The following is a 24,041-nucleotide window of genomic DNA, read 5'->3' as shown; positions in this document are numbered from 1 at the left end:
AACTTATGAAAAAACATATCTTACCTATTACACTTGCCTTAACAGCTTCTTGTTTAATATCAAGCTGTAGTGTAAAACTGCCAGCTCAACGAACGCCTAATCAATCTATTTATGGTTTTATTGAAGAAACTAAAGTAATTGATGGCTATCCGAAGAAAAATAGTCCTTGGGTTGTTATTTCTGATCGTGAAAATAACACTGTTTATGTCGATAAAAGTGATCAAAAATCTCCAAAAGAAATCAAATTTTTAGAACCTTTATTGGTTCTGAATTATAAAAAATCATCTGGTTTAGTAAAAGTTGCAGAATATGTTTCGGATGCTTTATTAAGAAAAACATCTAAAAAAGCAATCAAATCTTATGGTTGGATACCAGAAGATCAGTTGTTATTATGGACAAATGCATTGAAAAATCAAGAAAATGGTTTTACCATCAAAGCTGCGCTTGTACCAAATAATATAGATGTCATGAAAACAGGTGATAAATATCTTCAGAATGATTCTGTTTTAGTTTACACTTCTCCTCAACTAACTCAAGCTAGAAAGAAAAAATTACCAGTTGGTCAGTTAGTTTACATTTACAAACAATCTGAAAACAATAAACGCTATTTGATTGGAAAATCGCCTGAAATCAAAATAGATAGCTACGAAGACAATGTATATGGTTGGGTAAGCTCGAATATGATTTCGTATTGGGGAGAAAAGTATGCAGTTAGAATTCCAAACAAAGAAAATTATGATTCAATTATTAATAAAATTGGATTAACAAAACCTTTACAATCTCCAGAATCCAATGATAAAAAGTATCTGAAAAATAATTATTCTTCAAATGCTTTAGATAATATTATTCCAGTTTCGTTAAAAGATGCGGATAAAGTAGAAAAAAATAAACTGAAATATTCGGCTAATATTTTAGATTACAACAAAAATTTTGTTTTCAATGTTGCTGGTAAACCAATTTATTTTGATCAATATAAAGAAATAATTACCAATAATAAAAACTTAAATATTGTTTTTGCACTTGATATAAGTGCCGAAAATTCTAAAAGTATTGCCATTGCAAAATCTATTTTCCAAGATTTTCAAGTCAAAATAGACAAATTAAGCTATTATAAAAACATCAAATACGGAGTTGTTTTATACAAAAATAACAACTGTGGTGATAATATGGCTGTTTCAGAACTTTCAGATAGTTTCGAGGTTATTTCAAAATACATTGATGATCGTTCTAAAGAAATGAAATGTAACGGTCCTAGTGGTCAACCCTATCAATTAGCTTTAGCATCAGCAGGTAATTTATTAAGAAATGTTCCTGACGAATCTAATATTGTTGTAGCTATTGGCTCTACAGCAGCTTCTGGAACAGGTATTGGAGATGCTATTAGAACATTATCTCAATCTCGTGCTAGAATTGTTGCTTTCCAAAGTTTTTCAGGTGCTGGAAATGAATTTAACAATTTTGTTTTAGCTTCAGAAGGTATAATTACTCAATCTGCAAAGAATGTTGCAAAACTAAAGATGGAAAAAATTGTTGATCAAAATGAAGTAACCAATAAAAACAATTATAATTTAGTTGGAAATGAAGATGGTTTATACTCATTAGATTATCCAAAAACAAGTATGACTCAAGGTTTTGTAATTTATCCACGAAAAGGAGAATTGGCTTCTAATAGTTTATTAGCAAAAGCTCTTGATAGTATTACGACACAAATTACAAAAGAGAACAAAGAAATTGATGCTTCTTTGACAAAATATTTCAAATCAAATGTTGGAGTTGCAAAAACAGAAATAAAACCAAGATATAGAAGTTTATTTCCTGGCGCTCCATCCCCAATGCCAGCAGAATTTTCTTCTCAATTTGTCACAATTGATCATCCTTTTTTAATTAAAGGAGAAATTCAAAATGATTTAAAATATAGTCCACTTATTGATCGCGGAATTTTAATTTCATCGGAAGAATATGAAAATCTTCGTCAATTGTATCTTTCAATTTATCACGAAACAATTATCAAGAACAGAGATTTTAATCAAAGTACAGCGATCAAACGTTATATGAAGATTGTAAAAGATAATTATACTACTTTGAAAGAATTTCAAGCAAAAGATTTAGGCAAAAAAACGATGGCTTATGCAATTGCAACAAGTACTGGATATGATACTTACAACGAAGATATAATGACAAAATATACCTTAAACGATTGGAGAAAAAAGAAAATAATCGACCCTACAATTGTAAAAGAATATTTTGCGAATTACAAAGTTTTAGCAGATCGTTTATTAGAAAATAAAAACAATAAGAAAATCGTTATCAAGCAAAATGGTGAAACTTATTATTGGATTAATCAATACTATTTACCAAACTTGTATAACATTCATGTTGAATAATATTTAAACAAAAAAACTGTCTTAATCGACAGTTTTTTTATTTATTTTATTCTTTATTTCACAGGTGTTTCTCTCGCTGCTTCGTATATAATCGAATCTCTTTGCTCTTGAGTCAAATCATATTTGTAATCAAATATTGCAGATTCCCAATCGCCATATCCAACATTTGGCAATACAATAAATCGTTTTCCAAATTCAGATTTTAAAGTTTCTACAGCTGCCGCTCTTTCTTTTTCAGATTTATGATTATCAAATAAAGAAGAAAAATCTGTCAAACTATCTCCCAACAATAAAACAATGTCATAATCTTTCGAAATATTTTGACGACGCGCTTCTTTACTACTTTCTTTGCTTCTCAAAATTAAATTCTGAGCACTTTGAATTGGATAATTGTATTTCTCTAAATTTGCTAAAGTTCCAGGACGTTCCACTTCATATCGATTTGTAACGTAAAAAATCTGAACTCCCTTACTCGCCGCATACTGAAAAAACTCTTGAGAACCAGCCAAAGGCGTTGCAATTCCTTTAGAGGTCCAATTTGCCCAAGTTTCTTGCGACCACGTTTTTCCTTGACGCGCCATTTCTACTGCATAGTACGAATTATCCAAAAAAGTTTCGTCAATATCCGTTACAATCGCCAAAGGTTTTGCGCCTTTTTTCGCGATTGCTTCATCCAATCTCATTTTAGCAACATTATAAGCTTGCTGGCTTAAGGCTTGATATTCAGCGGCACGTTGTTGAAAAAATGCAGCATAAATTTTACCATCAACTTGCAAACTTTTTTGCTGAACTGGTTGTTGTTCAGTAACTATTTTTGGTGTTTGACAAGCTGTTAATCCAAAAAGCATCAAGCTTCCAAGCATCAATTGTATATGTTTCATATCTCTAAATTCTGAAATGCAAAATTAAGCCTTACAATTCAAATCAAAAAATCAGATTACTGAATGTATTTGATCGATTCGAAAGTTATTTGATGAAAATAGTTTTTGAACTGATAATGTTCCCCATTAATCTCTATATCAATTTCCAAATAATCATTTTGATTAAAATGAATTAAATCTGTTTCGAAAAAATAAATATTTCGGATAACGTGAGATTCGCGTAAAACGGTGTTTTTTAGCAAGATATCATTTGTTCCCATTGCCAATTCTCCATAAAATGTAACATCCGCTTTAATCTTTTTTTGAGAAGAATTTGAATAAAAATCAGCTTCAACGATATTTATACGAACTGTTTTTTCGGTATTATTTTGAATAGAAATTAAAAATTCTAATGTATTTTTTTTCTTTGTTACCGAATCTATTTTTACTTGATAATCTATAATTTGTTGATTGGAATCATCAATCAAATCATCATTTTTTTCAATTTTTAAAAACGATATTTTTGGTTCTTCTTCTTTTGGAAGTGGCTTTTCTATTTGAGCTGTTTTTAGTTTTTTGTAAATAACAAACAACACTAACAATACAAGTAAAATGAATAAATATTTCATTCTACAAATTTAAAAATTAAATTGTTTTTCTGATTTTGAAAAAAAGGATTTGTTTCGCTTTTAGACAATTTTTTTTCTGAAACGAAAAGCACAAAAAGCTAAAACAAGTACACTTCCTGCTACAGCAAAACTAATAGGATTTGAAGATTTAGGGCTATTTTTACTAAAATTTGTTTGTATTAATTGACTATTTAAACCAGAAGATTGAGCAAATGAAATAGTTGTACTTGCTATCAATAGTAATAAAAATTTGAAGAGAGTTTTCATAACAATGAATTAAATAAAAAGATTGGTTTTGGTATTAAAGATTAATAAAACAAATACAATGCCTAATTTTCTTAAAATCAAATAATTTACAATTTAGTAATGACCATTCAATAATACTTTTTTTGGAAGAGGATAAATCACAAACAACTATTTATCAAATATATAATACCAAAAAAACTCAATCCATTTACTGAATTGAGTTTTTTATTTATAATATAAAAACTTTAATCTAGTTCTATTTTAACGAAATGATTGTCCAATAAATGATCAATTAAATCTTGTGATTTATAATCAATTGGGTCTTTTATTTGCTCTTTTGCTTTTGAATGTTCTTCAATTCGATGCAAAGCTTTATAAAAGCGTCGAACTTCGTTCAGATTCTTCAAAATTAATTTTGGAGCTTCAGCTTTTTCTCCATTTTCCTCTTTGCAAATCATCGTAAAATAAGACGAATTACAATGTTTAATTTCACCAGTTTGGATGTTTTGACTTTCTACTCGAATTCCTACCACTATTGACGTTCTTCCAACATAGTTAACCGAAGCTTTTAGTGTTAATAATTCCCCTACTTCTACTGGCGTTAAGAAATCTACTCTATCCACAGATGCCGTGACACAGTACTTTCCAGAGTATTTGGAAGCACATGCGAATGCAATTTGATCGAGTAGAGAAAGAATGAATCCACCATGTATTTTTCCACTAAAATTGGAATGCGATGGAAGCATTAATTGCGAAAAAGTTACTAATGAACTTTTTACCGTTTTGTAAATCATTTTATCTATTGTTGTGTGTGTGTTCAATTTGTAGTAATTAAGTTTAGACTGTAAAATTCATCTGCAATTTCGCGATTATTAGACAAACGAGGAACTTTATTTTGTCCGCCCAATTTCCCTATCGATTTCATATAATGCTGAAAACCTTCTGTTTTAACCTCAGAAACGACAAGCGGACGCAAAATATTTCCCGTTATCAAATCATCATAATACGTATTTTGACGACGCATTTGCGCATCTAATTCTTCATTAAAAATGGTTAGATTCTCAGGTTTTTGATCAAACTCGATTAACCATTCGTGATAAGGCAAACCTTCTGTTGGATTGACTTGAGGCGCAACTGTAAATTCATTTACACTCGCTGGATATTTTTCTAAAGTTTTTTGTAACGCCTGCTCCACTTCGTGACCAATTACATGTTCACCAAAAGCAGATGTATAATGTTTGATTCGACCAGAAACAACAATTCTATAAGGTTTTATCGAGGTAAAACGAACTGTGTCACCAATATTATATCCCCACAAACCTGCATTTGTATTGAGAATTAGAACATAATCTTTTCCAATTTCAACATCTTTCAAGGAAATTCGGATTGGATTTTCATCAAAAAATTCATCAACTGGAACAAATTCATAAAAAATTCCGTTGTTCAATAAAAGCAATAAATCATCACTTTTTTGTGAATCTTGATATGCAATAAACCCTTCTGAAGCAGGATAAGTTTGAATGCAATCTATTTTTCGACCAATTAATTGATTCACTTTATCGCGATAAGGTTCATAATTTACACCTCCTGTTACCATTAGTTGTAAATTCTTAAAAATCGACTGAACGTTTTCTTTTCCAGAAACTTTAATCAATCGTTCAAAATACATAATCAACCAAGGCGGAATCCCAGAAATCAGCGTCATATCAGCTTTCACCGTTTCATCCACTACTCTATCCACTTTCGTTTCCCAATCTTCAATCACATTTGTTTCATAAGACGGCAAACGATTTTTTTGCAAATAATTTGGAACAAAATGAGCACTAATTCCAGAAAGTCGACCAACTTTCAATCCGTTTTTATCTTCGAGAATTGGACTTCCTTGTAAGAAAATCATTTTCCCGTCAACAAAATTAGAATTCTTTGTTTCATTAATATAATACAATAAAGCATTTCGAGCAGAATTTATATGCGATGGAACAGACTCTTCTGTTAGCGGAATATATTTTGCACCAGAAGTTGTTCCAGAAGTTTTAGCTAAATAAAGAGGTTTTCCAGGCCAAAGAATATCAGGTTTCCCTTCAATTACCTCATCAAAATAATGTTTCAAACCTTCGTAATCGTTGATTGGAACTTGCGATTTGAAATCTTCATAATTTTTGATTGATTCAAAATGATGATCAACTCCAAACTTTGTATTTTTTGCAGCAACAATCAATTCATTTAGAATTTTGTCTTGTGTTTCCAGCGGATTATTTATCCACTTTTGTTCTTTATTGACAATGTATTTTGCAAAAATTTTCGCTAAAAAAGCTTTCATGCTGTTCCTTTAAAACATTATTATTGGTCGAATTTAAACGAATATTCTAAATAATTTAACAACAATTGCAATGATTTTTCTTAGTCAAATCACTAATTACATTAAAGCTAAAACGTTAGCTGTCATTTTATAATCATCCCGTAAAAAGTCGCTTCTCTATTATTTCTATTCCACATAAAATTATCTTATTTTTTCGAGGGATACAAGATTTTTTCTAATCGAACGTTTTATTGTAGATTTGTTTTTATTCGCTATCATGAAAAAGATTGTACTGAGTATCTTCGCCGCAAGTTTTTTAATCGGCTGTTCTACGCAAAAAAATAGTTTCAAAAACCGACAATATCACAAGATGACATCGTGGTTTAATGGAGTATTCAATGCTGAAGATGAGTTAGAAAAAAAGAACACAGAACTGCAAACAAATTATGTAGAAAATTACTCGAAGATTTTACCTGTTGGAATAGAATATTTTTCTGTTTCGGATTCTGCCAATTTAGGTGGATTTAATACACCCAATTTTGGTATTGGAGGTGGAAATCGAAATAATCAAGATAAAGTAGAAAAACCTGTCGGATTTGCTGCTGTAGAGGCAAAAGCTTCTAAAGCTATCGAAAAACATTCAATGTTAATCAAAGGAAAAGAAAATAATCCTTTGATGGGTCGCGCTTATTTATTGATTGGAAAATCATTATTTTATCAAAAAAAATACTTTGAAGCGCTTGATGCTTTAAACTATGTTGTCAAAAATTTCAAAGATTCTAAATATGCTCAAGAAGCGCATGTTTACAAAACTGTTGCTGAAATAAAAGGTGGAAATTACTTTGATGGAGCCGAAACTTTGCAAAAACTTTATGAAAACGATCCGTATAAAAGCAAAGAATTAAAAACAATGATTGCGCGAACGTATGCTCAATTTTTAATTGATCAAAAAAAGTACGAAGAAGCTCTTGATCCATTACAAAAAGCCGAATATTTTTCTACAAATAAAGATGAACGCGTTCGTATATTTTATACATTAGGTCAAGTTTTTTCTAAATTAGGAAAACAACAAGAAGCTGGTGAAGCTTTCACGCAAGTTTATAAAATGAAGCCTGGATTTGATATGGAAATCAAATCGCAATTGGCAATTGCTGCTAATTTTGATCCAAAAATTAATAATTACGGAAATTATAAGCAAAACTTGTTAGACATCGCGAATAAAGGAATTTATACATCGAAGAAAAACGAGTTATACTACGGAATTTCTGAAATGGCTTTTCGAGCTGACAAAATGGATGATGCTGTAGAATATGCAAAATTGAGTTTGAAAGAACCAATGTCTGATCCTTATATTCGTGGGCGCGCTTTCGAAAATTATGGAGATATAAAGTTCAAGCAAAACGATTATGTGTACGCTTCGGCTTATTATGATTCGGCACAAACGAGTTATAATTTGCCAGAAGATCAAACGCGTATTCAGAAACGAAATGATGTTTTGAAAAAATTGATGGAGAAACATTATTTAGTTCAGAAAAATGATTCGATTCTAAAACTTGCTGCTCTTCCAAAAGAAGATCAATCAAAATTCTTTACTGATTATATCGAAAAATTAAAGAAGAAAGAAGAAAAGCAAGCTATAGAAGAGCAAAAAGAAATGGAAACTTTTCAGTTAGAGAATAAAACGGCAAGTTTCACGACGAGTTTTAATAATGCTGATAAAGGAAAATTTTATTTCTATAATCAAAATTTAAAATCAACTGGACAGCAAGAATTCCAACGTATTTGGGGAGGAATTTCCTTAAAAGATAATTGGAGAAATTCGAATGCAATAAGTACTGCAATTGAGGATAAACAAAATGAATTGACAGGGCAAATAGCTGCTGGTGATCCAAGACGTTTTGAACTTGATTATTATTTAGATCAAATTCCGACTTCTCAAAAAGCTCTGAATGACTTGAAAGTTGTGAGAGATACAACGCAATTGTCTTTAGGGACTGGATATTTTGATATTTTCAATAACGCTGAGCTAGCTGGAAAAGAGTTGAAAGCCTTGGTTGCTTCTCCTCCAAAATCTGATGATGTGTTATTAAAAGCAACTTATCAATTGTATCGTATTTATAAAAATCGTGATCAAAAATTAGAAGATGAATACAAAAATATCATTCTAACAAAGTATCCAAATACTATTTATGCAGGTTATATTCTTAATCCAGAAGTTGAATACATTACAGCTGAAACAAAAGAAGCTTTAGAAGCTTACAAAGTTGCTTATGCATTGTATCAAGATAAAAAATATGATGACGTAAAGAAAAAAGTACAAGAAGCAATTGTGAAATTTCCGACAGAAATTATCGTTGCTAAATTTGCTTTACTAAATGCTTATGCGATCAAACAAACTGGAAAAGATAGCGATTTTGAGCAAGCTTTGGAAATTGTAATTACTGCTTATGACGGAACTGAAGAAGCTAAGCAAGCAAAACGTTTGTTGGACAAATTGCGTAATCCTAAGAAAAATGTAGAGGAACCTGAAGCTACATCTCCTAAAGCTCCAAAACAATTGGATAGAAATGAAAATATTAATATTAAAGAAGATACAAAAGCTAAAACAGCAAAATAATATAAAAAAAGAGTTAATCTAGATTAACTCTTTTTTTATATTATTACTTGATTTTTCTAATAATCATCTAAATCATTTTTCTTAAAAAACTGGATTTTTAGTACATTGAGAATTCCAGATTTGTTCACGGTATTCTTTTGGTGTGATACCTGCGACTTTTTTGAACAATTGAGTGAAATGTGAAGCGGTCTGAAAATTAAGCTCAAAGGCAATTTCAGAAATTCTTTTACTTGAATGCAATAATGCTTTGCTATAATTAATATCCGTTTCGTTAATCCATTGTTTCGGCTTCTTTTGCGTAATATCTTTCACACATTTGTTGAGATAATTTTCTGTTACAAATAATTTATCTGCATAAAAAGTGACTTTCTTTTCTTCTATATGATGTTTAAAAAGTAAATCTTTAAACTGCAGAGAAAGCTCCATTGGACGCGTAGTTGTACTCGGAATCTTTTTGTAATCGATATTAAGTAACTTTAATAAAACAACATGTAACATCGCGATAATAATCTCATTAATTTCAAGGCTATTCAAGAAAATTTCTTGTTCCATTAAAAACAATAATTGATGAATGGTTTGAAAAGTAACCGCATCGAGTGATAAATAAGGCGACATCAAGAAAATACTCGATTTATATTTTGGCAATTCTAGTTCAGATAAAATATGATTTTCATACGCCAAAAAGAAACCTTCTATATCATCGGACATTTCTACTGTTGCAGTAATGGTTCCTTGTTTTATAAAAATTATTTCATTTTCGTTTACTTCATATTCTTTGTTCTCTAAATATTGTTTCATGCTTCCTTTCGTGACAAACATGATAAAATTAAATGTTGTTCTATATGGAATAACGGGCATTAAAATATCTTTTAGATAATATTCTAATCGATATAACTGTATATCCTCATTATTTCCTAAAACTTGGGTACTTAGATGAGCTAGAAATAGTTCTTTGTATTGTGAGTTTGATATCATTTCCATCGCAATGCTTTTTAAAATGAAACTGTTTTTATTCTTCGAATTTTATGCCAAATTACATTATACTCCAAAAAATCGATCAGTATATTTTTTTATAAATAATGTGCACCAAGTTCCTACAACAAAAGGAAATGTAAGAACTCCTCCAAATGATGCGAAAATATTGATTTTAACAAATAGAACATCTATCAAAACGGTGATAAAAACACCTAATAAAACCCAAAAACCATCTATTCGTTTAGTTCCAGCAAATACAATTGCTGTTAAAACAGCATTAAAACCAAATAATCCCATATGAATTTGCTCTACTGGTTCTCCAAATAAATTTGAAATTTCTGCACTAAAAATAGAAGCTGCCAAACCGTACAAAGCTGCTGCGGGCGAACCTATAAAAACGGCAATAAAAAAGATGATACCAGACATTGGACCACCTTGAAAGATTACTTCTCCGAAACCATTTGTTGATGTAAACAAATCGTTTGTTTCTAATAAAGTTATAGTATTTCCTGCAGTTGCAGGTCCTATTGTTGTAAAATGGTGAATTCCGAAGATTAAACACCATGTTAATAGAATAAATGGTAAAGTAAAAACTGGAATATTTCTTTTGATAAAAAAATGTTGAATAATCGCTGCTAAAGCAGAAGCAACCACCAACAAAATCCAGATAAGAAAAGTAGAGTCGAACATAATTGTTAATGCCACACCAACTAAAGCAGCACTAAATCCATATAAACCTGCGTTGATTTCTTCTTTGTTATATTTTAGTAAGATTGCTGTAATTGTCCCAACTGCTGTCGAAACAATTGCGCCAATTCCTCCTTCTATACTTCCTAAGAAAATACCAATCAAAAACAATAAACCTGTACTACTGTTTTCTTGCAACATGATTTGTCCTAAACCTTTTAGAACTTGATCTATAAATGGAACTTTCGTTAAAATTTTGTCCATGATTTTTTATTTGTTTCTATAATTCCCAAAGTAAATCTTGGGCAACCAAGAAATAATTATACATTGCTTCTCCTCCTTGACTTAGAGCTCTTATGACGAAACCATTTCCGTCCAAAACAGAAATCCCAATTTCTACATTTGTATGTTTTTTTGCGATTTCCAATAATGTTTCTACCAACGCAACTTTATCCGTTTCTGGTTTTGTACTAAAGAAAATAAAACTTCCTTGATGCGTATAATTTTCTAAAATACCAATACTGCTAATCGGAATTAAATCAGGCTGAATTAAGACATTATCTTTGACTACTAATTTGTTTTGATGATAGATTTCTGTCAAATTCTGAAAACGTTTTAACTTAAAAACTTCTCCCGAATGTTTGCGTCCGCAAGTAATAATCTCACTAATAATAATTTGACTATTCTCTCCAATTGTAATAGCAGCGCTACTTTTGAAATTTGAGTTTTCATGCGGAACAACTGGATATGGCACATAAGCAAACGACGCATTGTTGTGGATATTAATCGTTAACTTTTGCGTTGCTTCATCATCCATGTTAAACAATCGTTGGTATGATTGCGATTGTAACTGTAACGCAGCATTATCTTCTACATCAATATTCAGAATATATTCGTCGCCATTCAAAATTCCAGGCGAAGAAGTCATCGTCATTTGATATAATTTATTATCTAATTTTCGTTGCCCAACAGATACAACACGGAAAGGTTTACCGACGTATAAATTTTTGACGAACGATTTACCTTCCTTGTATCCTGCAACAATATCTAATCTACATTCCATCTTATCTCAAAAGATTTGGTTCTTCGATTTCTTCTAAAAGTGCATATTTTTTAATCCAACCAATAACGCTGTCCAAACCTTCTTCTGTTTTTAGGTTTGTGAAAACGAAAGGAGCTCCATTTCTCATGCGTTTTGTATCGCTTTCCATCACTTCTAAACTTGCTCCTACGTGTGGTGCTAAATCTATTTTGTTGATGATTAATAAATCTGAACGTTGGATACCAGGTCCTCCTTTTCTTGGAATTTTTTCTCCTTCTGCCACATCAATAATAAAAATCGTCACATCAGCTAAATCTGGGCTATATGTTGCAGCTAAATTATCTCCTCCACTTTCGATTAAAATCAATTCGATATCAGGAAAACGATCTGCTAATTCATCAACCGCCTCCAAATTCATACTTGCATCTTCACGAATCGCTGTATGAGGGCAACCTCCAGTCTCTACACCAATAATTCTATCTTCTGGTAAAAGACTATTTTTTGCCATAAATTTGGCATCTTCTGAACAAAAAATATCGTTTGTGATCACTCCTAAATTATAATCACTAAACATTTTTCGACTTAATTTTTCTAATAAAGCTGTTTTTCCAGAACCTACAGGTCCACAAACTCCAACTTTGATATATTTTCTATTTTCCATTTTGAATATTGTTTATAAAATTTATGACATGTATAAGCGAGAATATAAGCGCTCGTGTTGCATACATCTGATATCAAACGATGTGTTGCATAAACCTACATATTCTCTATCTAATTCTATTGTTTCTTTGGCTGTTTGAGAAATTGTTTCGTACAAATCGAACATTAAATCTTGTCCATCCAATTGTCCCAAAGGCACTAATTTCACTGCGTTTGTTACAATTCCAGAAGCCGAAGTGTAGTAAAAAGCAAACAATGCTTCGTAAAGTGGAATTTGTAATAAACTGGTATAAATTCCGAAAACAATCGCGTAATTAGAATAAGCGATGTTTTGTTTGATGTTTCGCTCGTATTCCTCAACAAATTCTGATTCTACACGACGCTTGAAAATTTTGATTAAACGCAAGCCTAATTTTTGACTTGCTTGTCTGATTTCTTTTGGCGCTTTTAGAGCAGAACATTCTTCATCTAATTTCAAAATTTCATTCAAATCCGAATTTTGAGTTGCTTCGTAGGCTAATTTTACAAAAGCACCATCATTATATTTCAGATTATATTTCATCATATTTTCTACAAACTCTTGCGCCGTTTGCTTGTTATTAACGATTCCATTCTGAATATAAGTTTCTAATCCATTCGAATGCGTATAAGCACCAATCGGTAAAGTAGGATCAGAAATATGTAATAAACTTGCTAAAAATTCTTGTTTCATTCTTTATCTTTTTACGATAATTTTATTTTCAGATTTTTTGTAGACATTGAACCTCCTACTTTGGTCTCGCGATGATGATCTACATTGGCATTCAATAGATGTAGGAGTTTTAAATCTTGAACTTTTGGATTGTAGCCAGATGATTCTAACCAGCGAAAAATGGTCAATTCGAAAGGCATAAGCAACAAATCATTTTCATTGTAAAGTGGTAAATGTTTGTTTCCTATTTCGTGGCAAAGTGCGCTCATTTCGAGAATAGATTGAGGAGAAAGCACAATCGTTTTGGTTTCTAAAACATTCACAACAATTGCCGTTTCGTCATCTATAAAAAGAATATCTCCATCGTGCAAACGTTGTTTATCTTTCAAAAATTTGATCGCGACATCCTTTCCACCTCTTGTTCTTTTGCGTTGAATTCTCTTGGTTGTTTCGTACCAATCTAAATCCAAATAATCAATTGATTGTAAAATTGATTGTTCTGCAACACTTCCTATTCTCTCATTAATAATCATCTTGCTTAATTTTTTCTTCTAAAATCGATATTTTTAGATACGCCCATTCCAAATGCAGAGCCATTAACTCCAGCAACAGATGTTTTTGTCCAACCTTCTTTTGATTTTGTTTCTAACAGCGAAAAATCTGCAAATCTAAATTTCAATCCCCAGCCGCCGCCTAAAACAATCCCAATCATAGGATAACCTCTCAATCGAAAACCATTAAAATTTTCCATAGATGCTGTTGTTTCAGACAATTGTTGTCCCCAAACATAATGCACATCAAAATGCGCAATTAGCGTAAAATATTTTCCAAGCGCCAAGGACGGACTATACCAAATCCCTGTTTCATTTTGTTTGCTTACAACTTGATGATTGATATTATCTTCTGTATATGCGTAGTTAACCCCAATCGCATCATTATTATTAAAGAAATATCCTATACCAATCGGAGCACTTGAGACGTTACTACTACGACCAGATGGCGACGTAACTTTAGAATAATCCAATGAACCATATAGTGAAAATTGTCCTTTTGGACCTTCATCATTGTCTTTCAATCTCATTCCTCCTAAGATTTGCCCGTTCATTTTCCCTGAAATCAATGACATTCCAATTACTGCAATTGAAAAAACTATTTGATTAAAATTTATCATTTATACTTAAAAACCTGATTTTATTATTTCATTAAAAAATTTGAAAAGGCTCAGCACGTTGTCTGAGCCTATTTTTAATGATTAGAATAAATAATACAATTGAGCTAAAGGAACAACTTCCGATGGTTCGCATGTAATATATTCTCCGTCAACATATACTTTATAATTTTCTGCATTCACTTCAATATTTGGTGTTTTATCGTTGTGAATCAAATCTTTTTTACCAATATTTCTACAGTTTTTAACAGGTAAGAAAACTCTGTTCAAATTATAACTGTCAATTGTTCCGTTATCAATAGAAGCCTGAGAAACGAATGTGATATTCGTTTTCTGAACTGCTTTACCGAAAGAACCAAACATATTTCTATAAATAACTGGTTGTGGAGTTGGAATAGATCCGTTTGGATCTCCCATTTTACTACCTGCGATAAATCCTCCTTTCAAGATCATTTCTGGTTTAACACCAAACATGGCAGGTTTCCAGATTACTAAATCGGCAATTTTACCAACCTCGACAGATCCGATATAATCTGAGATTCCGTGTGCTATTGCAGGATTGATTGTATATTTTGCGATGTAACGTTTTGCACGGAAGTTATCATTGTCATGACCTTTATCTTCTGCAATTTCTCCACGTTGATCTTTCATTTTACTTGCCGTTTGCCAAGTTCTTGAAATCACCTCTCCTGGACGTCCCATTGCTTGAGAATCTGAACTCATGATACTGAAAACACCCATATCATGTAAAATATCTTCGGCAGCAATTGTTTCTGGACGAATACGAGAATCAGCGAATGCTACATCTTCAGGGATATTTTTACTCAAATGGTGACAAACCATTAACATATCCAAGTGCTCATCAATTGTGTTAACTGAATAAGGACGAGTTGGATTTGTAGATGCTGGTAATACATTTGGATACATCGCAGATTTGATGATATCTGGCGCGTGACCTCCACCAGCTCCTTCTGTATGGAATGTATGAATAACACGACCATTGATCGCTTCCATTGTATCTTCTAAGAAACCACCTTCGTTTAATGTATCAGTGTGGATCGCAACTTGTACATCATATTTATCTGCAACTTTCAATGCTGCATCAATTGTAGATGGTGTTGCACCCCAGTCTTCGTGAATTTTTACTCCTAAAGCTCCAGCTTCTATTTGCTCTTCGATTGGCTCAACAGTTGCACAGTTTCCTTTTCCGAAGAATCCAAAGTTCATTGGAAAAGACTCAGTCGCTTCCATCATTTTTTGAATATTGAATTTTCCTGGCGTAACCGTTGTTGCATTAGAACCATCATTAGGTCCTGTACCTCCACCAATCATTGTTGTAATACCACTGAATAAAGAAGTATTAATTTGTTGTGGAGAAATGTAATGAATGTGTGTATCGATACCACCAGCTGTCACAATCATTCCAGCTCCATTGTGTACTTCAGTCGAAGCTCCGATAATCATTCCTTCGGTAATTCCGTCCATTGTATCTGGGTTACCAGCTTTACCAATACCAACGATTTTACCATCTTTGATACCGATATCTGCTTTTACAATTCCCCAGTGATCAATAATAATTGCACGAGTAATACAAAGGTCTAAAACACCTTCTGCACGCAATTTTGTAGAGTTTTGTCCCATACCATCACGTACAGTTTTTCCTCCTCCAAAAATTGATTCATCACCATAATGTCCAAAATCTTTTTCAATTTCGATAATAAGATTTGTATCTCCTAAACGTACTTTATCTCCCGTTGTAGGGCCTAAAATATTGGCGTATTGTTTTCTGTCTACTTCTAAACTCATTTTAAAGACTTTTAAAATTGTGAGATTTCATATTCTCTAATGCTTGTTGTTTTTGCTCGTCTGATTCTATAGAACCTTGAACCAAATTGCTGAATCCGTACATTTTTTTGTCACCAGCGATTTCTACTAATTCAACTTCTTTTTCTTCTCCTGGCTCAAAACGAATAGCTGTACTTGAAATAATGTTTAATCGTTTTCCGAAAGCAGCTTCACGATCAAAAAGCATCGCTTTATTTACTTCGAAAAAGTGGAAATGAGAACCAACTTGTATTGGTCGATCTCCTGTATTAATCACATTAATTTTTACCGTATCTCTACCTTCGTTACAAACAATTGTTCCTTCTTTTACAAAAATTTCTCCTGGTATCATTTTCTTTTATTTTTTAGAATTAACGAATAGGATTATGAACCGTTACCAACTTTGTTCCGTCAGGAAAAGTCGCCTCCACTTGTACATCGTGTATCATTTCTGCAACTCCTGGCATTACATCGTCAGTTGTTAAGATGTTTGCACCTTCTTGCATCAATTCTGCAACTCGTTTCCCATCTCTTGCACCTTCCAAAATAAAGTGGCTGATAAGCGCAATAGATTCTGGATAATTTAATTTTACGCCTCTTGCTTTACGTTTCAACGCAAGCTCTCCAGCAGTATGTAACATTAGCTTTTCTAATTCGCGTGGTGTTAAATGCATTTTTTTATTTTTTAAAAAATTAGATATTTATTCTACACATTGATGTAAACAATTTGTGTATGAATATGTTGAATTTTGACAATAAGAATCCTTCATTGCTTTGTTAAAAACAATGAAATCTATTGTAGATTAATAAAAATTAATTATTTGTAATCAATTTGTAGCGAATGAAATAAGATGTATTTCGGTAAACTTTTTAAAGTCTTAACTTCAACTGTTTCCGATATTTTTTGATAAAAGGTTTGATGAAAATAAATAGCCAAAAAGCGAACAAACAAATCACAATCGAATGTAAAAATTTCTGATTCTGATTTATTTTCATCAACTGATAATAGATTGAAATTATCAAATTGAGTAGATAATTTTTTTCCACAATCTATTTGTTCTGTGTGTTCTCTATGCGCCTCGACAAGACTTCTCGTTTGAGAAAACTTCGAGATACTTATTACGACCGTAATAAATAACATTAAAAATACTATAGAGAAAACCTTTTTCATTACCGATGTAAAATTAGACGTTTTACTTTGTTCGTTTCTTACTTAAAAAATCAGATAAATATTCAAAAACGTGACAATTTCATTCTTTTTGACTATTCTAAAACCTTTGATGAATAATGCTTAATCTTACTTAAAAATGATTAATCTATTCATTTTAAACAATTTAATTATTTATTAAAATAAATCATTATCATCCGAAATCACTTATTTAATTCCTACGGAAGCTTCCAAACCAAATCTACTGCAACATAATGCACACCCGATTTCGCTTCTGAATAATTCCTAATCAAGTTGTTAACATAACCAATATCCATCGTCAATGGAGAATTCGGAATTTGGAACATATAATAAAGTCCCAAACGCATTTCTTTGTACGCATATTTTGTCCAATGTTTTTCCACATCGTTCATATAACTCGTCGCAAATAAACCTTCGGCACTAAGCGCTAAAGATTGTTTATTCTTATCAGAAATTGGATACGTTAATTGCGATTTCACACGTGTTCTTAACTGAAAGTTTTCATCAACTTCATTAAAATCAGCATCAAAAAACTTTCTGAATTCTTGTCTAATTGTATTCTTCCATTTCAACTTTCCTAAATTCGCAGTATACGCATAACGCCCATAAACTCTAAACTCCTGCTCTATTCCTTCTTTGTGAAAAGGTGCTTCGGAATCAAATTCATTTTGACGACGATAGCTTATCGCATAACTATATTGTTGATTAGACTTGAATTTATTGTAAATCTCATAATTCAAGACTAAAATTGCAGGTTTATCAACTGGATTATAATTATCTGGCGAACTTTTTCGTCCCATTCCAACATATGCAACCGCATATTTATTTCCTGTAGAATCTAACTTATGTTGCACGCCAAAAGCAGCCCAAGAAGCGGTTTTAGCTTTCCCTAAACCTGGAGGACTTAGTTGTCCAAAACTATTACTAATCGTGAATAAAAAGGCAGCAACAATGCTTATTTTGCGTGTAATTGAAATCATTTTTATGTTTTGTTTGTTTTATTTTTATTAGAATGAATAGCTTAACGTAGCCATCATATTACTTGGAGATCCAGGGAAAACGCGCGTGTAATCAATTCCTCCTTGGAAATAATATTTGTCGAAAATATTGTTGAACTGTACTGAAATTTTTAATGGGTTCAAATCATAATAAATTGCAGCATTTACCACTGTGTAATCTGGCAAAAATCCCCACTCAGCATTCCCTTGTGCATTTTTCCCAACAGAATTTTCCATACGTCGATCACTTACATAAGAAGCGCCAAGACCAAATCCTAAACCTTTGAAAGTATCATGTAAAACCGAATATTTCAGCCATACATTCGCCATATTTTTCGGTGCATTTGGCAAAGGCATTCCAACTTCCGAAGCAACAGAAGAAGCTTTAACCTCTGTGTCTGTGTACGTATAATTGAAACTCATTTGTAAATTACGATGCAATTGTCCACGTAAATCAAGCTCCAAACCTTTGGAAGAAACTTTACCCGATTGACGATAAACAGGGAAACCAGCATCGCTCAATTGTCCTGTTGGCATCATCATATCATTGCGTTGAATTTGATAAAGCGCTAAATCAATTTGTAATTTCTTCTTGAAAAATTCTGTTTTCAATCCTGTTTCTACTTGGAAACTTCTCTCTGATTTGAATGGTTTATCAGCGCCATAATTTTTGTAATTCGCTACATAATCGGCAGCAATTGGCACATAACCTTGCGAATAATTAGCAAAATAATTTATTGTTGGCGTTACTTTATATGTCAATCCCACACGAGGTAACCATGTATCTTGAGTTGCCGAATAAGGCGTTTTTGGATCTGCACTTTCCGATGTATAATGCTCATAACGCAAACCAAATAACATTTCTAATCGATTAAATTTCACTTGATCTTGTACATAAACACCCGTTGTTTTATAAGAACTCAAAAATGGAAAAGACGCTTGTTTTAACCATTTGTAAGAAGATAAATCTTTCGATTCGTAAATTGGATGATTCAAATCAAATGTCAACGGAACAATTTCTCCATTCACCTCTTTGCTTCTCGCCTCTTTTTGCTGATTGTCCGCATCTGGCTTATATTGTGCATAATCAACACCAAAAATTATATTTTGTTTTACTTGCCCTTTTTGCAATTTATAATTCAAAAAAGCAACAGCATTGTCTGTATAATCAGTTGCTTCACGAGACAAGAAACGCATATTAACAATTGTGTTGTAAGGTGCATCTGCAAAGCTATTCAACGTTCTGTGTTCGTTTAATTTTTCTTTATAAATTGATTTCGAATAATTAAGCGTTAATGATAAATTGTCTAAAATCTTTTGAGTTAATTTTGTACGAAACGAAAATGTTTCTGTTTTGAAAAAATCCGATGGTTGAGACAATGTAAAAGAACGATTGATTGCATATAAATCTGTTTGTTTCACGCCCATTCCACGATCCAAATAGCCATCAAAATTATCGTAAGTTAAATCCACATCGATTTGTGTTCCTTTTCTTGGTTTGAACGTAAAAGATGGCGCAACCGAAACTATTTTTTGATTATTATTTTTTCTGAATGTTTTACTTGTTTGGTAACCTGCATTCAATCGATAAAATAAATTATTACTCAATGGTCCACCAATATCCAAGGTTGTACGCAAAGTTTCAAAACTTCCTGAAGAAAAACTAACCGCTCCTTTAAAATCTTCTAATGGTTTTTTAGTCACTAAATTAATTGTTCCACCTGGCGCAATATCACCAAATAACGTTCCTCCCGAACCTTTCAAAACCTCAATTCTTTCCAAATTAATAGTCAAAGGCGAATTGAAATAACTTGTTCCATAACCAAAACCAGAACGCAAACCATTCACCAAACGCAAACTATTTCCATATCCGCTGCTAAAACCTCTCAACGTATAATCGTCATAAGATGAAGCTTGATTAACACCCGATAAATCATGCACCATATCCGAAACTTTGAACGCTTGTTTATCGTCCATCAATTGGCGATTCGCAATACTAATTGTCTGTGGTAAATCTTTCAGACTTCCATTCAATTTTCCATCAAAAGTGATCGTATGTTGATAATATGAATTCTTTTTATCCGAACTAATTAAAACTTCTCCTAATTGCGTTGATTCCTTTGATAAATAGATTTTAAGACCTGTTTGCTCGTTCCAATTTTGTTTTGTAATCACAAAATTTGTCGAATTCAAACCATCAGCCATAATCGAAATTGTCAACGGAAGTTGAACTTCTTTTTCGAATTTAAACTCTCCATTTTCAGCAGTTTCTACGTTGTACGTGTCATTTTCGATCGAAATAATTGCATTCGAAATTGGTTGATCTTCTTGATTAAGAACTTTACCAAAGATCATTTTTGCTTCTTGTGCAGTAGCTGTTATTCCAAGAAAAATGAAAAAACTGAACGTAATAATTTTATACATGAAAGATGTTTTCATTTTGAGAAATATTATTTTTTAATTCGTTTGTACCAATCTCTTTTTGCATGTGATAAGTCGGAAAATTTGATTCTTCGCAAAACATCATCAAATCAAAACCTTGTTTCAACCAAAATTCATACGCTCCCGGCAAACTTGGATGCGTGTGCAAATACAAACGATGAATATTTTTTTGATGCGCTTGTTTTTCCAATTCCTGAAACAATTGCGTTCCCAAACCAAATCGACGATAAGCCGGCTCCACAAACAAACGAGCAACCTCTACCGTTTTTTCTTTACCAACAGAAAGATGAGGAAAACGATAATCGAAAGGCATCATACCAATAACGCCAATAATTTTATTGTTTTCATCACGCGCCTGAAGAAAAATTCCAGTTTGGCTTTCGATGTAATTGGACATAAAGTTCAACAAGTCTTTTGGAACAATTGTTGGGTCTAATGTTGGAAATAAATCGCGTCTAAACTCGATCACATAAGGCAATATTTCTTCAACCTGATGAGTTTCAACAGGTGTAATTTTTATATTTTTCATTCAATTTTTATTTTAATTGTGGCACAAACAATTGTTTTCCTTGATGAGTTAAATTCAACAAAGGCAATTGATACGTTTCTTGCAGAATATTTTTAATCTCTTCTTGATTATAATTTTCTAAATCAACCAATTGATGATTTTTCATCATATAAAATTGATCACCATACATGAATGCCAAATTAGGATCATGCATCACACAAAGGACGGTTTTTCCTTGTTTGACAAGTTCTTGTAAGGTTTCTAAAACCAAAACTTGGTAATGCAAATCCAAGTGATTCGTTGGTTCATCTAACATCAAAACATCTGGATTTTGAACCAAAACACGACACAACAATACCAATTGTCTTTCTCCACCAGAAAGCGAAGTATAAGCTTTGTCTTTTAAATGCCACAGATTAAACTTCGTCAACATTTCTTCGACAATTTGATAATCGTCATTTTTAGGAGAAAACCTCGAAAAAGAAGCGCGACCAGTCATCACCACATCAAAAACTTTGAACGGAAAAGTAGTTTGATGAAACTGCGTCATAAAGCCTAAACGAAGCGAAGATGATCCAACTTTTATCTTTTTGCGTTCTTCATTTCCAATGAAAACATTTCCGTCGTATTTCTTCTCCAAACCTGCAATGATATTAAACAAAGTCGATTTTCCACTTCCGTTTTTTCCCATCACAACAGATAGTTTTGCTTCAGAAAAATTGACATTTACCTCATTCAGAATTTTATCTTTTCCGTAGGTAAACGATAAATTTCGTATGTTAACTATTGCTTTCATTAGCCCCAATTTGCTGCGTTTTTTCTCATCAGATAAATAAAAATTGGTGCACCAATCAACATTGTAAAAACACCAACCGGAATCTCAAAAGGCATTACCGTTCTCGAAAAATCGTCGATTACCAAAAGAAGAGTTCCTCCAATACTAATATTTGCCCAAACCGTTTTTTCGTTATTTGGTCCAAAAAACATTCGACTAATATGTGGAACGATTAATCCAAATAAACTTATCACACCAACTGCGGCAACACAAGCGGCTGTAATTAAGGTTGCAACACCTATCAAAATAACTTTCAAAAGTCCTGGTTTTACGCCAACTGCAAGCGCTTCTTCATCACCCAAAGACAATAAATTAAGTTTCCAACGGAATAAAATGATAATGGTTAAACCAATTAAAATCGGATAAAAAGCTATTTCTACTTTTTCCCAAGAAGCTGTATGTAAATTTCCCATCGTCCATTGCACAATCATTTGCAATTTGTATGGATCGCTGATGTATTGTAAAAGCGTCAAAACGGCTGTAAAAACTCCAGAAATTATCATCCCTGATAAAACCATATTGATTAACGAGCTTTTGACATTAGTTTTAGAAATTAAATACGTTAATAATACAGCACAAACACCAAATACAAATGCTGAAATATTAATTGACAACACAGGAACAACCATTGCTAAAGCTGCTCCAACAGCAGAACCAGATGATATACCTAATGTAAATGGATCTACAATTGGGTTTCTGAAAATTGCTTGTAAAACATTACCAGAAGATGCCAAAGCTGCGCCAACAATAAACGTTAATACAATACGAGGTAAACGAACTTGCCACAAAATAGTTTCTATACTTGATTGAGGTAAATTAGTTGTTCCCGAAATTAACTTACTGATTGCAGATGAACTGTAACGAATCAACTCCGAAATACCTACAAAATTCGTTGCGCCCATTGTCATAGAAAGGATAACAACCGTTATTGGCAAAATCAAAAGTAGACCGTAAAATTTCAATTTAGATTGCATTTTTCTTGTATAAATCTGGTTTTTGGTACAATTGCATGATATCGTTTTGCACCTCTTTGTTTAATTGTTCAGTCGAATAAGCCGAAGGATAGCACCAATTGCGAAGTTGTTTGGCAAATAATAAAAACTTAACCGTATGCGGATCGTAATAAAATGCAGGATTCATCGCGAAAACTTGTTTCGATTTTACCGCTGGCAAAGCATCCAATTCTTTTAGTTGATACACCTCATCAAGGCTCGAATTCCAAAGTACAATCAAATCTGGATTCCATTTATAAATCGATTCTGCACCAACATTTGGCGATTCCATTTCCAACGGACAAGCATTTTCTGCACCTGATAATTTGATCGCTAAATCTAACAAAGTTCCTTTTCCTGATGTCGAAAAAATACGTCCTTTCGACCATGCGTAATAGACTTTTTTAGGCTTTTCGTTTACAGGAGTTTTCAACTTTTCAGCCTCTGTTTTTACATATGAAACCACTTCCTCTGCTCGTTGTTTTTTCCCTAATAAAGTTCCCATTCCAAGCAATTCTTTGTAAATCTTATCTTGACTTAAACTTGAAACGGTAAAAACTGGAATATTTAACTCTTCTAATTGCTGAATTGTTTCGATATTCTGTTCATAAACAATTGCTAAATCAGGCTGCAAACCAACAATTGTTTCAATATTACTTGATCCACCTCCAAAAGTTGGCGTCGCAATTGTTTTGTTTTTGATTCGCTCATCTAGTTTCGCATAGAACTCATATTTATCTTCATTCTGAAAAACTTGTTGGGGAATTCCAACCACTTTATCTTCGGCGTGTAACATATAAATTTCGTCCAAAGAAGGTTCAAAAAGTACAATCACTCGTTTTGCTTCTTGCGGTAACGAAACTATTTTTCCACGACTATCTTCTGCTTTTATTTCGCCTTGTTGTTCGCTCTTTTTTGAAGAAGAATGACAACTTTGAAAGAAAATAAAGAATGATAAAACAAGGGTTATGCGATGAAATATTTTACAATTCATG

23 protein-coding genes are annotated in these 24,041 nt (G+C 32.3%); 2 read left to right on the top strand and 21 right to left on the bottom strand.

What is annotated here, in order from left to right:
* Window positions 1–5: 5 nt before the first annotated feature.
* Complete coding sequence (gene tssR / locus FH779_RS06320) at window positions 6–2,384, top strand: type VI secretion system protein TssR (protein ID WP_180906415.1); 2,379 nt, start codon at window positions 6–8, stop codon at window positions 2,382–2,384.
* A gap of 53 nt (window positions 2,385–2,437) precedes the next feature.
* Here tssR and FH779_RS06315 read toward each other — a convergent pair whose 3' ends face one another.
* The 5 genes from FH779_RS06315 to FH779_RS06295 form a co-directional block, all read right to left on the bottom strand.
* Window positions 2,438–3,265, bottom strand: a complete 828-nt coding sequence (locus FH779_RS06315) for a 5'-nucleotidase, lipoprotein e(P4) family (protein WP_180906414.1) — start codon at window positions 3,263–3,265, stop codon at window positions 2,438–2,440.
* A gap of 56 nt (window positions 3,266–3,321) precedes the next feature.
* Window positions 3,322–3,873: a hypothetical protein gene (locus tag FH779_RS06310; RefSeq protein WP_180906413.1), complete on the bottom strand. Its 552-nt coding sequence runs from the start codon at window positions 3,871–3,873 to the stop codon at window positions 3,322–3,324.
* A gap of 60 nt (window positions 3,874–3,933) precedes the next feature.
* Entirely contained in the window at window positions 3,934–4,140 is a 207-nt protein-coding gene (locus FH779_RS06305; protein ID WP_180906412.1) for a hypothetical protein, read from the bottom strand.
* Window positions 4,141–4,364: 224 nt separating this feature from the next.
* Window positions 4,365–4,913: an acyl-CoA thioesterase gene (locus FH779_RS06300; RefSeq protein ID WP_180906805.1), complete on the bottom strand. Its 549-nt coding sequence runs from the start codon at window positions 4,911–4,913 to the stop codon at window positions 4,365–4,367.
* A 23-nt stretch (window positions 4,914–4,936) separates the two neighbouring features.
* On the bottom strand, window positions 4,937–6,439 hold the full coding sequence (locus FH779_RS06295) for a GH3 family domain-containing protein (protein WP_180906411.1): 1,503 nt from the start codon (window positions 6,437–6,439) through the stop codon (window positions 4,937–4,939).
* Window positions 6,440–6,788: 349 nt separating this feature from the next.
* Here FH779_RS06295 and porW point away from each other — a divergent pair, with 349 nt between their 5' ends.
* Complete coding sequence (porW, locus tag FH779_RS06290; protein WP_180906410.1) at window positions 6,789–9,035, top strand: type IX secretion system periplasmic lipoprotein PorW/SprE; 2,247 nt, start codon at window positions 6,789–6,791, stop codon at window positions 9,033–9,035.
* 81 nt (window positions 9,036–9,116) lie between these two features.
* Here porW and FH779_RS06285 read toward each other — a convergent pair whose 3' ends face one another.
* The 16 genes from FH779_RS06285 to FH779_RS06210 all read right to left on the bottom strand — a co-directional run bounded on the left by FH779_RS06285 (window position 9,117) and on the right by FH779_RS06210 (window position 24,040).
* A complete protein-coding gene (locus FH779_RS06285; protein WP_180906409.1) occupies window positions 9,117–10,016 on the bottom strand; it encodes a helix-turn-helix domain-containing protein in 900 nt (299 codons plus the stop codon).
* A 57-nt stretch (window positions 10,017–10,073) separates the two neighbouring features.
* A complete protein-coding gene (locus FH779_RS06280; RefSeq protein ID WP_180906408.1) occupies window positions 10,074–10,961 on the bottom strand; it encodes an urea transporter in 888 nt (295 codons plus the stop codon).
* A 16-nt stretch (window positions 10,962–10,977) separates the two neighbouring features.
* Window positions 10,978–11,760, bottom strand: a complete 783-nt coding sequence (locus FH779_RS06275; protein WP_180906407.1) for an urease accessory protein UreD — start codon at window positions 11,758–11,760, stop codon at window positions 10,978–10,980.
* A 1-nt stretch (window position 11,761) separates the two neighbouring features.
* Window positions 11,762–12,400, bottom strand: a complete 639-nt coding sequence (gene ureG, locus FH779_RS06270; RefSeq protein ID WP_038336646.1) for an urease accessory protein UreG — start codon at window positions 12,398–12,400, stop codon at window positions 11,762–11,764.
* A gap of 21 nt (window positions 12,401–12,421) precedes the next feature.
* Window positions 12,422–13,111 (bottom strand): urease accessory protein UreF, encoded by a 690-nt coding sequence (locus tag FH779_RS06265; RefSeq protein ID WP_038336648.1) that lies wholly within the window; start codon window positions 13,109–13,111, stop codon window positions 12,422–12,424.
* Between the two features lie 11 nt (window positions 13,112–13,122).
* Window positions 13,123–13,623 carry an urease accessory protein UreE gene (locus tag FH779_RS06260; RefSeq protein ID WP_038336649.1) on the bottom strand — a complete coding sequence of 167 codons (501 nt, stop codon included), beginning with the start codon at window positions 13,621–13,623 and terminating at the stop codon, window positions 13,123–13,125.
* 5 nt (window positions 13,624–13,628) lie between these two features.
* Window positions 13,629–14,261 (bottom strand): hypothetical protein, encoded by a 633-nt coding sequence (locus FH779_RS06255; RefSeq protein WP_038336650.1) that lies wholly within the window; start codon window positions 14,259–14,261, stop codon window positions 13,629–13,631.
* Window positions 14,262–14,342: 81 nt separating this feature from the next.
* Complete coding sequence (ureC, locus tag FH779_RS06250) at window positions 14,343–16,064, bottom strand: urease subunit alpha (protein WP_180906406.1); 1,722 nt, start codon at window positions 16,062–16,064, stop codon at window positions 14,343–14,345.
* Between the two features lies 1 nt (window position 16,065).
* Window positions 16,066–16,434, bottom strand: coding sequence for an urease subunit beta (gene ureB / locus FH779_RS06245; protein WP_038336652.1), 369 nt, complete (start codon window positions 16,432–16,434; stop codon window positions 16,066–16,068).
* A gap of 19 nt (window positions 16,435–16,453) precedes the next feature.
* Window positions 16,454–16,756: an urease subunit gamma gene (gene ureA, locus FH779_RS06240; RefSeq protein WP_038336653.1), complete on the bottom strand. Its 303-nt coding sequence runs from the start codon at window positions 16,754–16,756 to the stop codon at window positions 16,454–16,456.
* A gap of 712 nt (window positions 16,757–17,468) precedes the next feature.
* Window positions 17,469–18,251 (bottom strand): DUF2490 domain-containing protein, encoded by a 783-nt coding sequence (locus tag FH779_RS06235; RefSeq protein WP_180906405.1) that lies wholly within the window; start codon window positions 18,249–18,251, stop codon window positions 17,469–17,471.
* 27 nt (window positions 18,252–18,278) lie between these two features.
* A complete protein-coding gene (locus FH779_RS06230; RefSeq protein WP_180906404.1) occupies window positions 18,279–20,708 on the bottom strand; it encodes a TonB-dependent receptor in 2,430 nt (809 codons plus the stop codon).
* Window positions 20,686–21,240 carry a GNAT family N-acetyltransferase gene (locus tag FH779_RS06225; protein WP_221414075.1) on the bottom strand — a complete coding sequence of 185 codons (555 nt, stop codon included), beginning with the start codon at window positions 21,238–21,240 and terminating at the stop codon, window positions 20,686–20,688. The genes FH779_RS06230 and FH779_RS06225 overlap by 23 nt, the downstream gene beginning before the upstream one ends.
* A gap of 7 nt (window positions 21,241–21,247) precedes the next feature.
* The gene (locus FH779_RS06220; RefSeq protein ID WP_180906403.1) at window positions 21,248–22,015 is read right to left on the bottom strand and encodes an ABC transporter ATP-binding protein; all 768 of its coding nucleotides are present in this window, start codon (window positions 22,013–22,015) and stop codon (window positions 21,248–21,250) included.
* Entirely contained in the window at window positions 22,015–23,028 is a 1,014-nt protein-coding gene (locus FH779_RS06215; RefSeq protein ID WP_180906402.1) for a FecCD family ABC transporter permease, read from the bottom strand. Before FH779_RS06215 ends, FH779_RS06220 begins: the two co-directional genes overlap by 1 nt.
* The gene (locus tag FH779_RS06210; RefSeq protein ID WP_180906401.1) at window positions 23,018–24,040 is read right to left on the bottom strand and encodes an ABC transporter substrate-binding protein; all 1,023 of its coding nucleotides are present in this window, start codon (window positions 24,038–24,040) and stop codon (window positions 23,018–23,020) included. The genes FH779_RS06215 and FH779_RS06210 overlap by 11 nt, the downstream gene beginning before the upstream one ends.
* Between the last annotated feature and the right edge of the window lies 1 nt (window position 24,041).

This window comes from Empedobacter falsenii (assembly GCF_013488205.1).
Taxonomy (GTDB): Bacteria; Bacteroidota; Bacteroidia; order Flavobacteriales; family Weeksellaceae; genus Empedobacter; species Empedobacter falsenii_C.
Note: the sequence above shows the minus strand (reverse complement) of the source record. Positions and strands in the feature narration are given on the sequence as shown.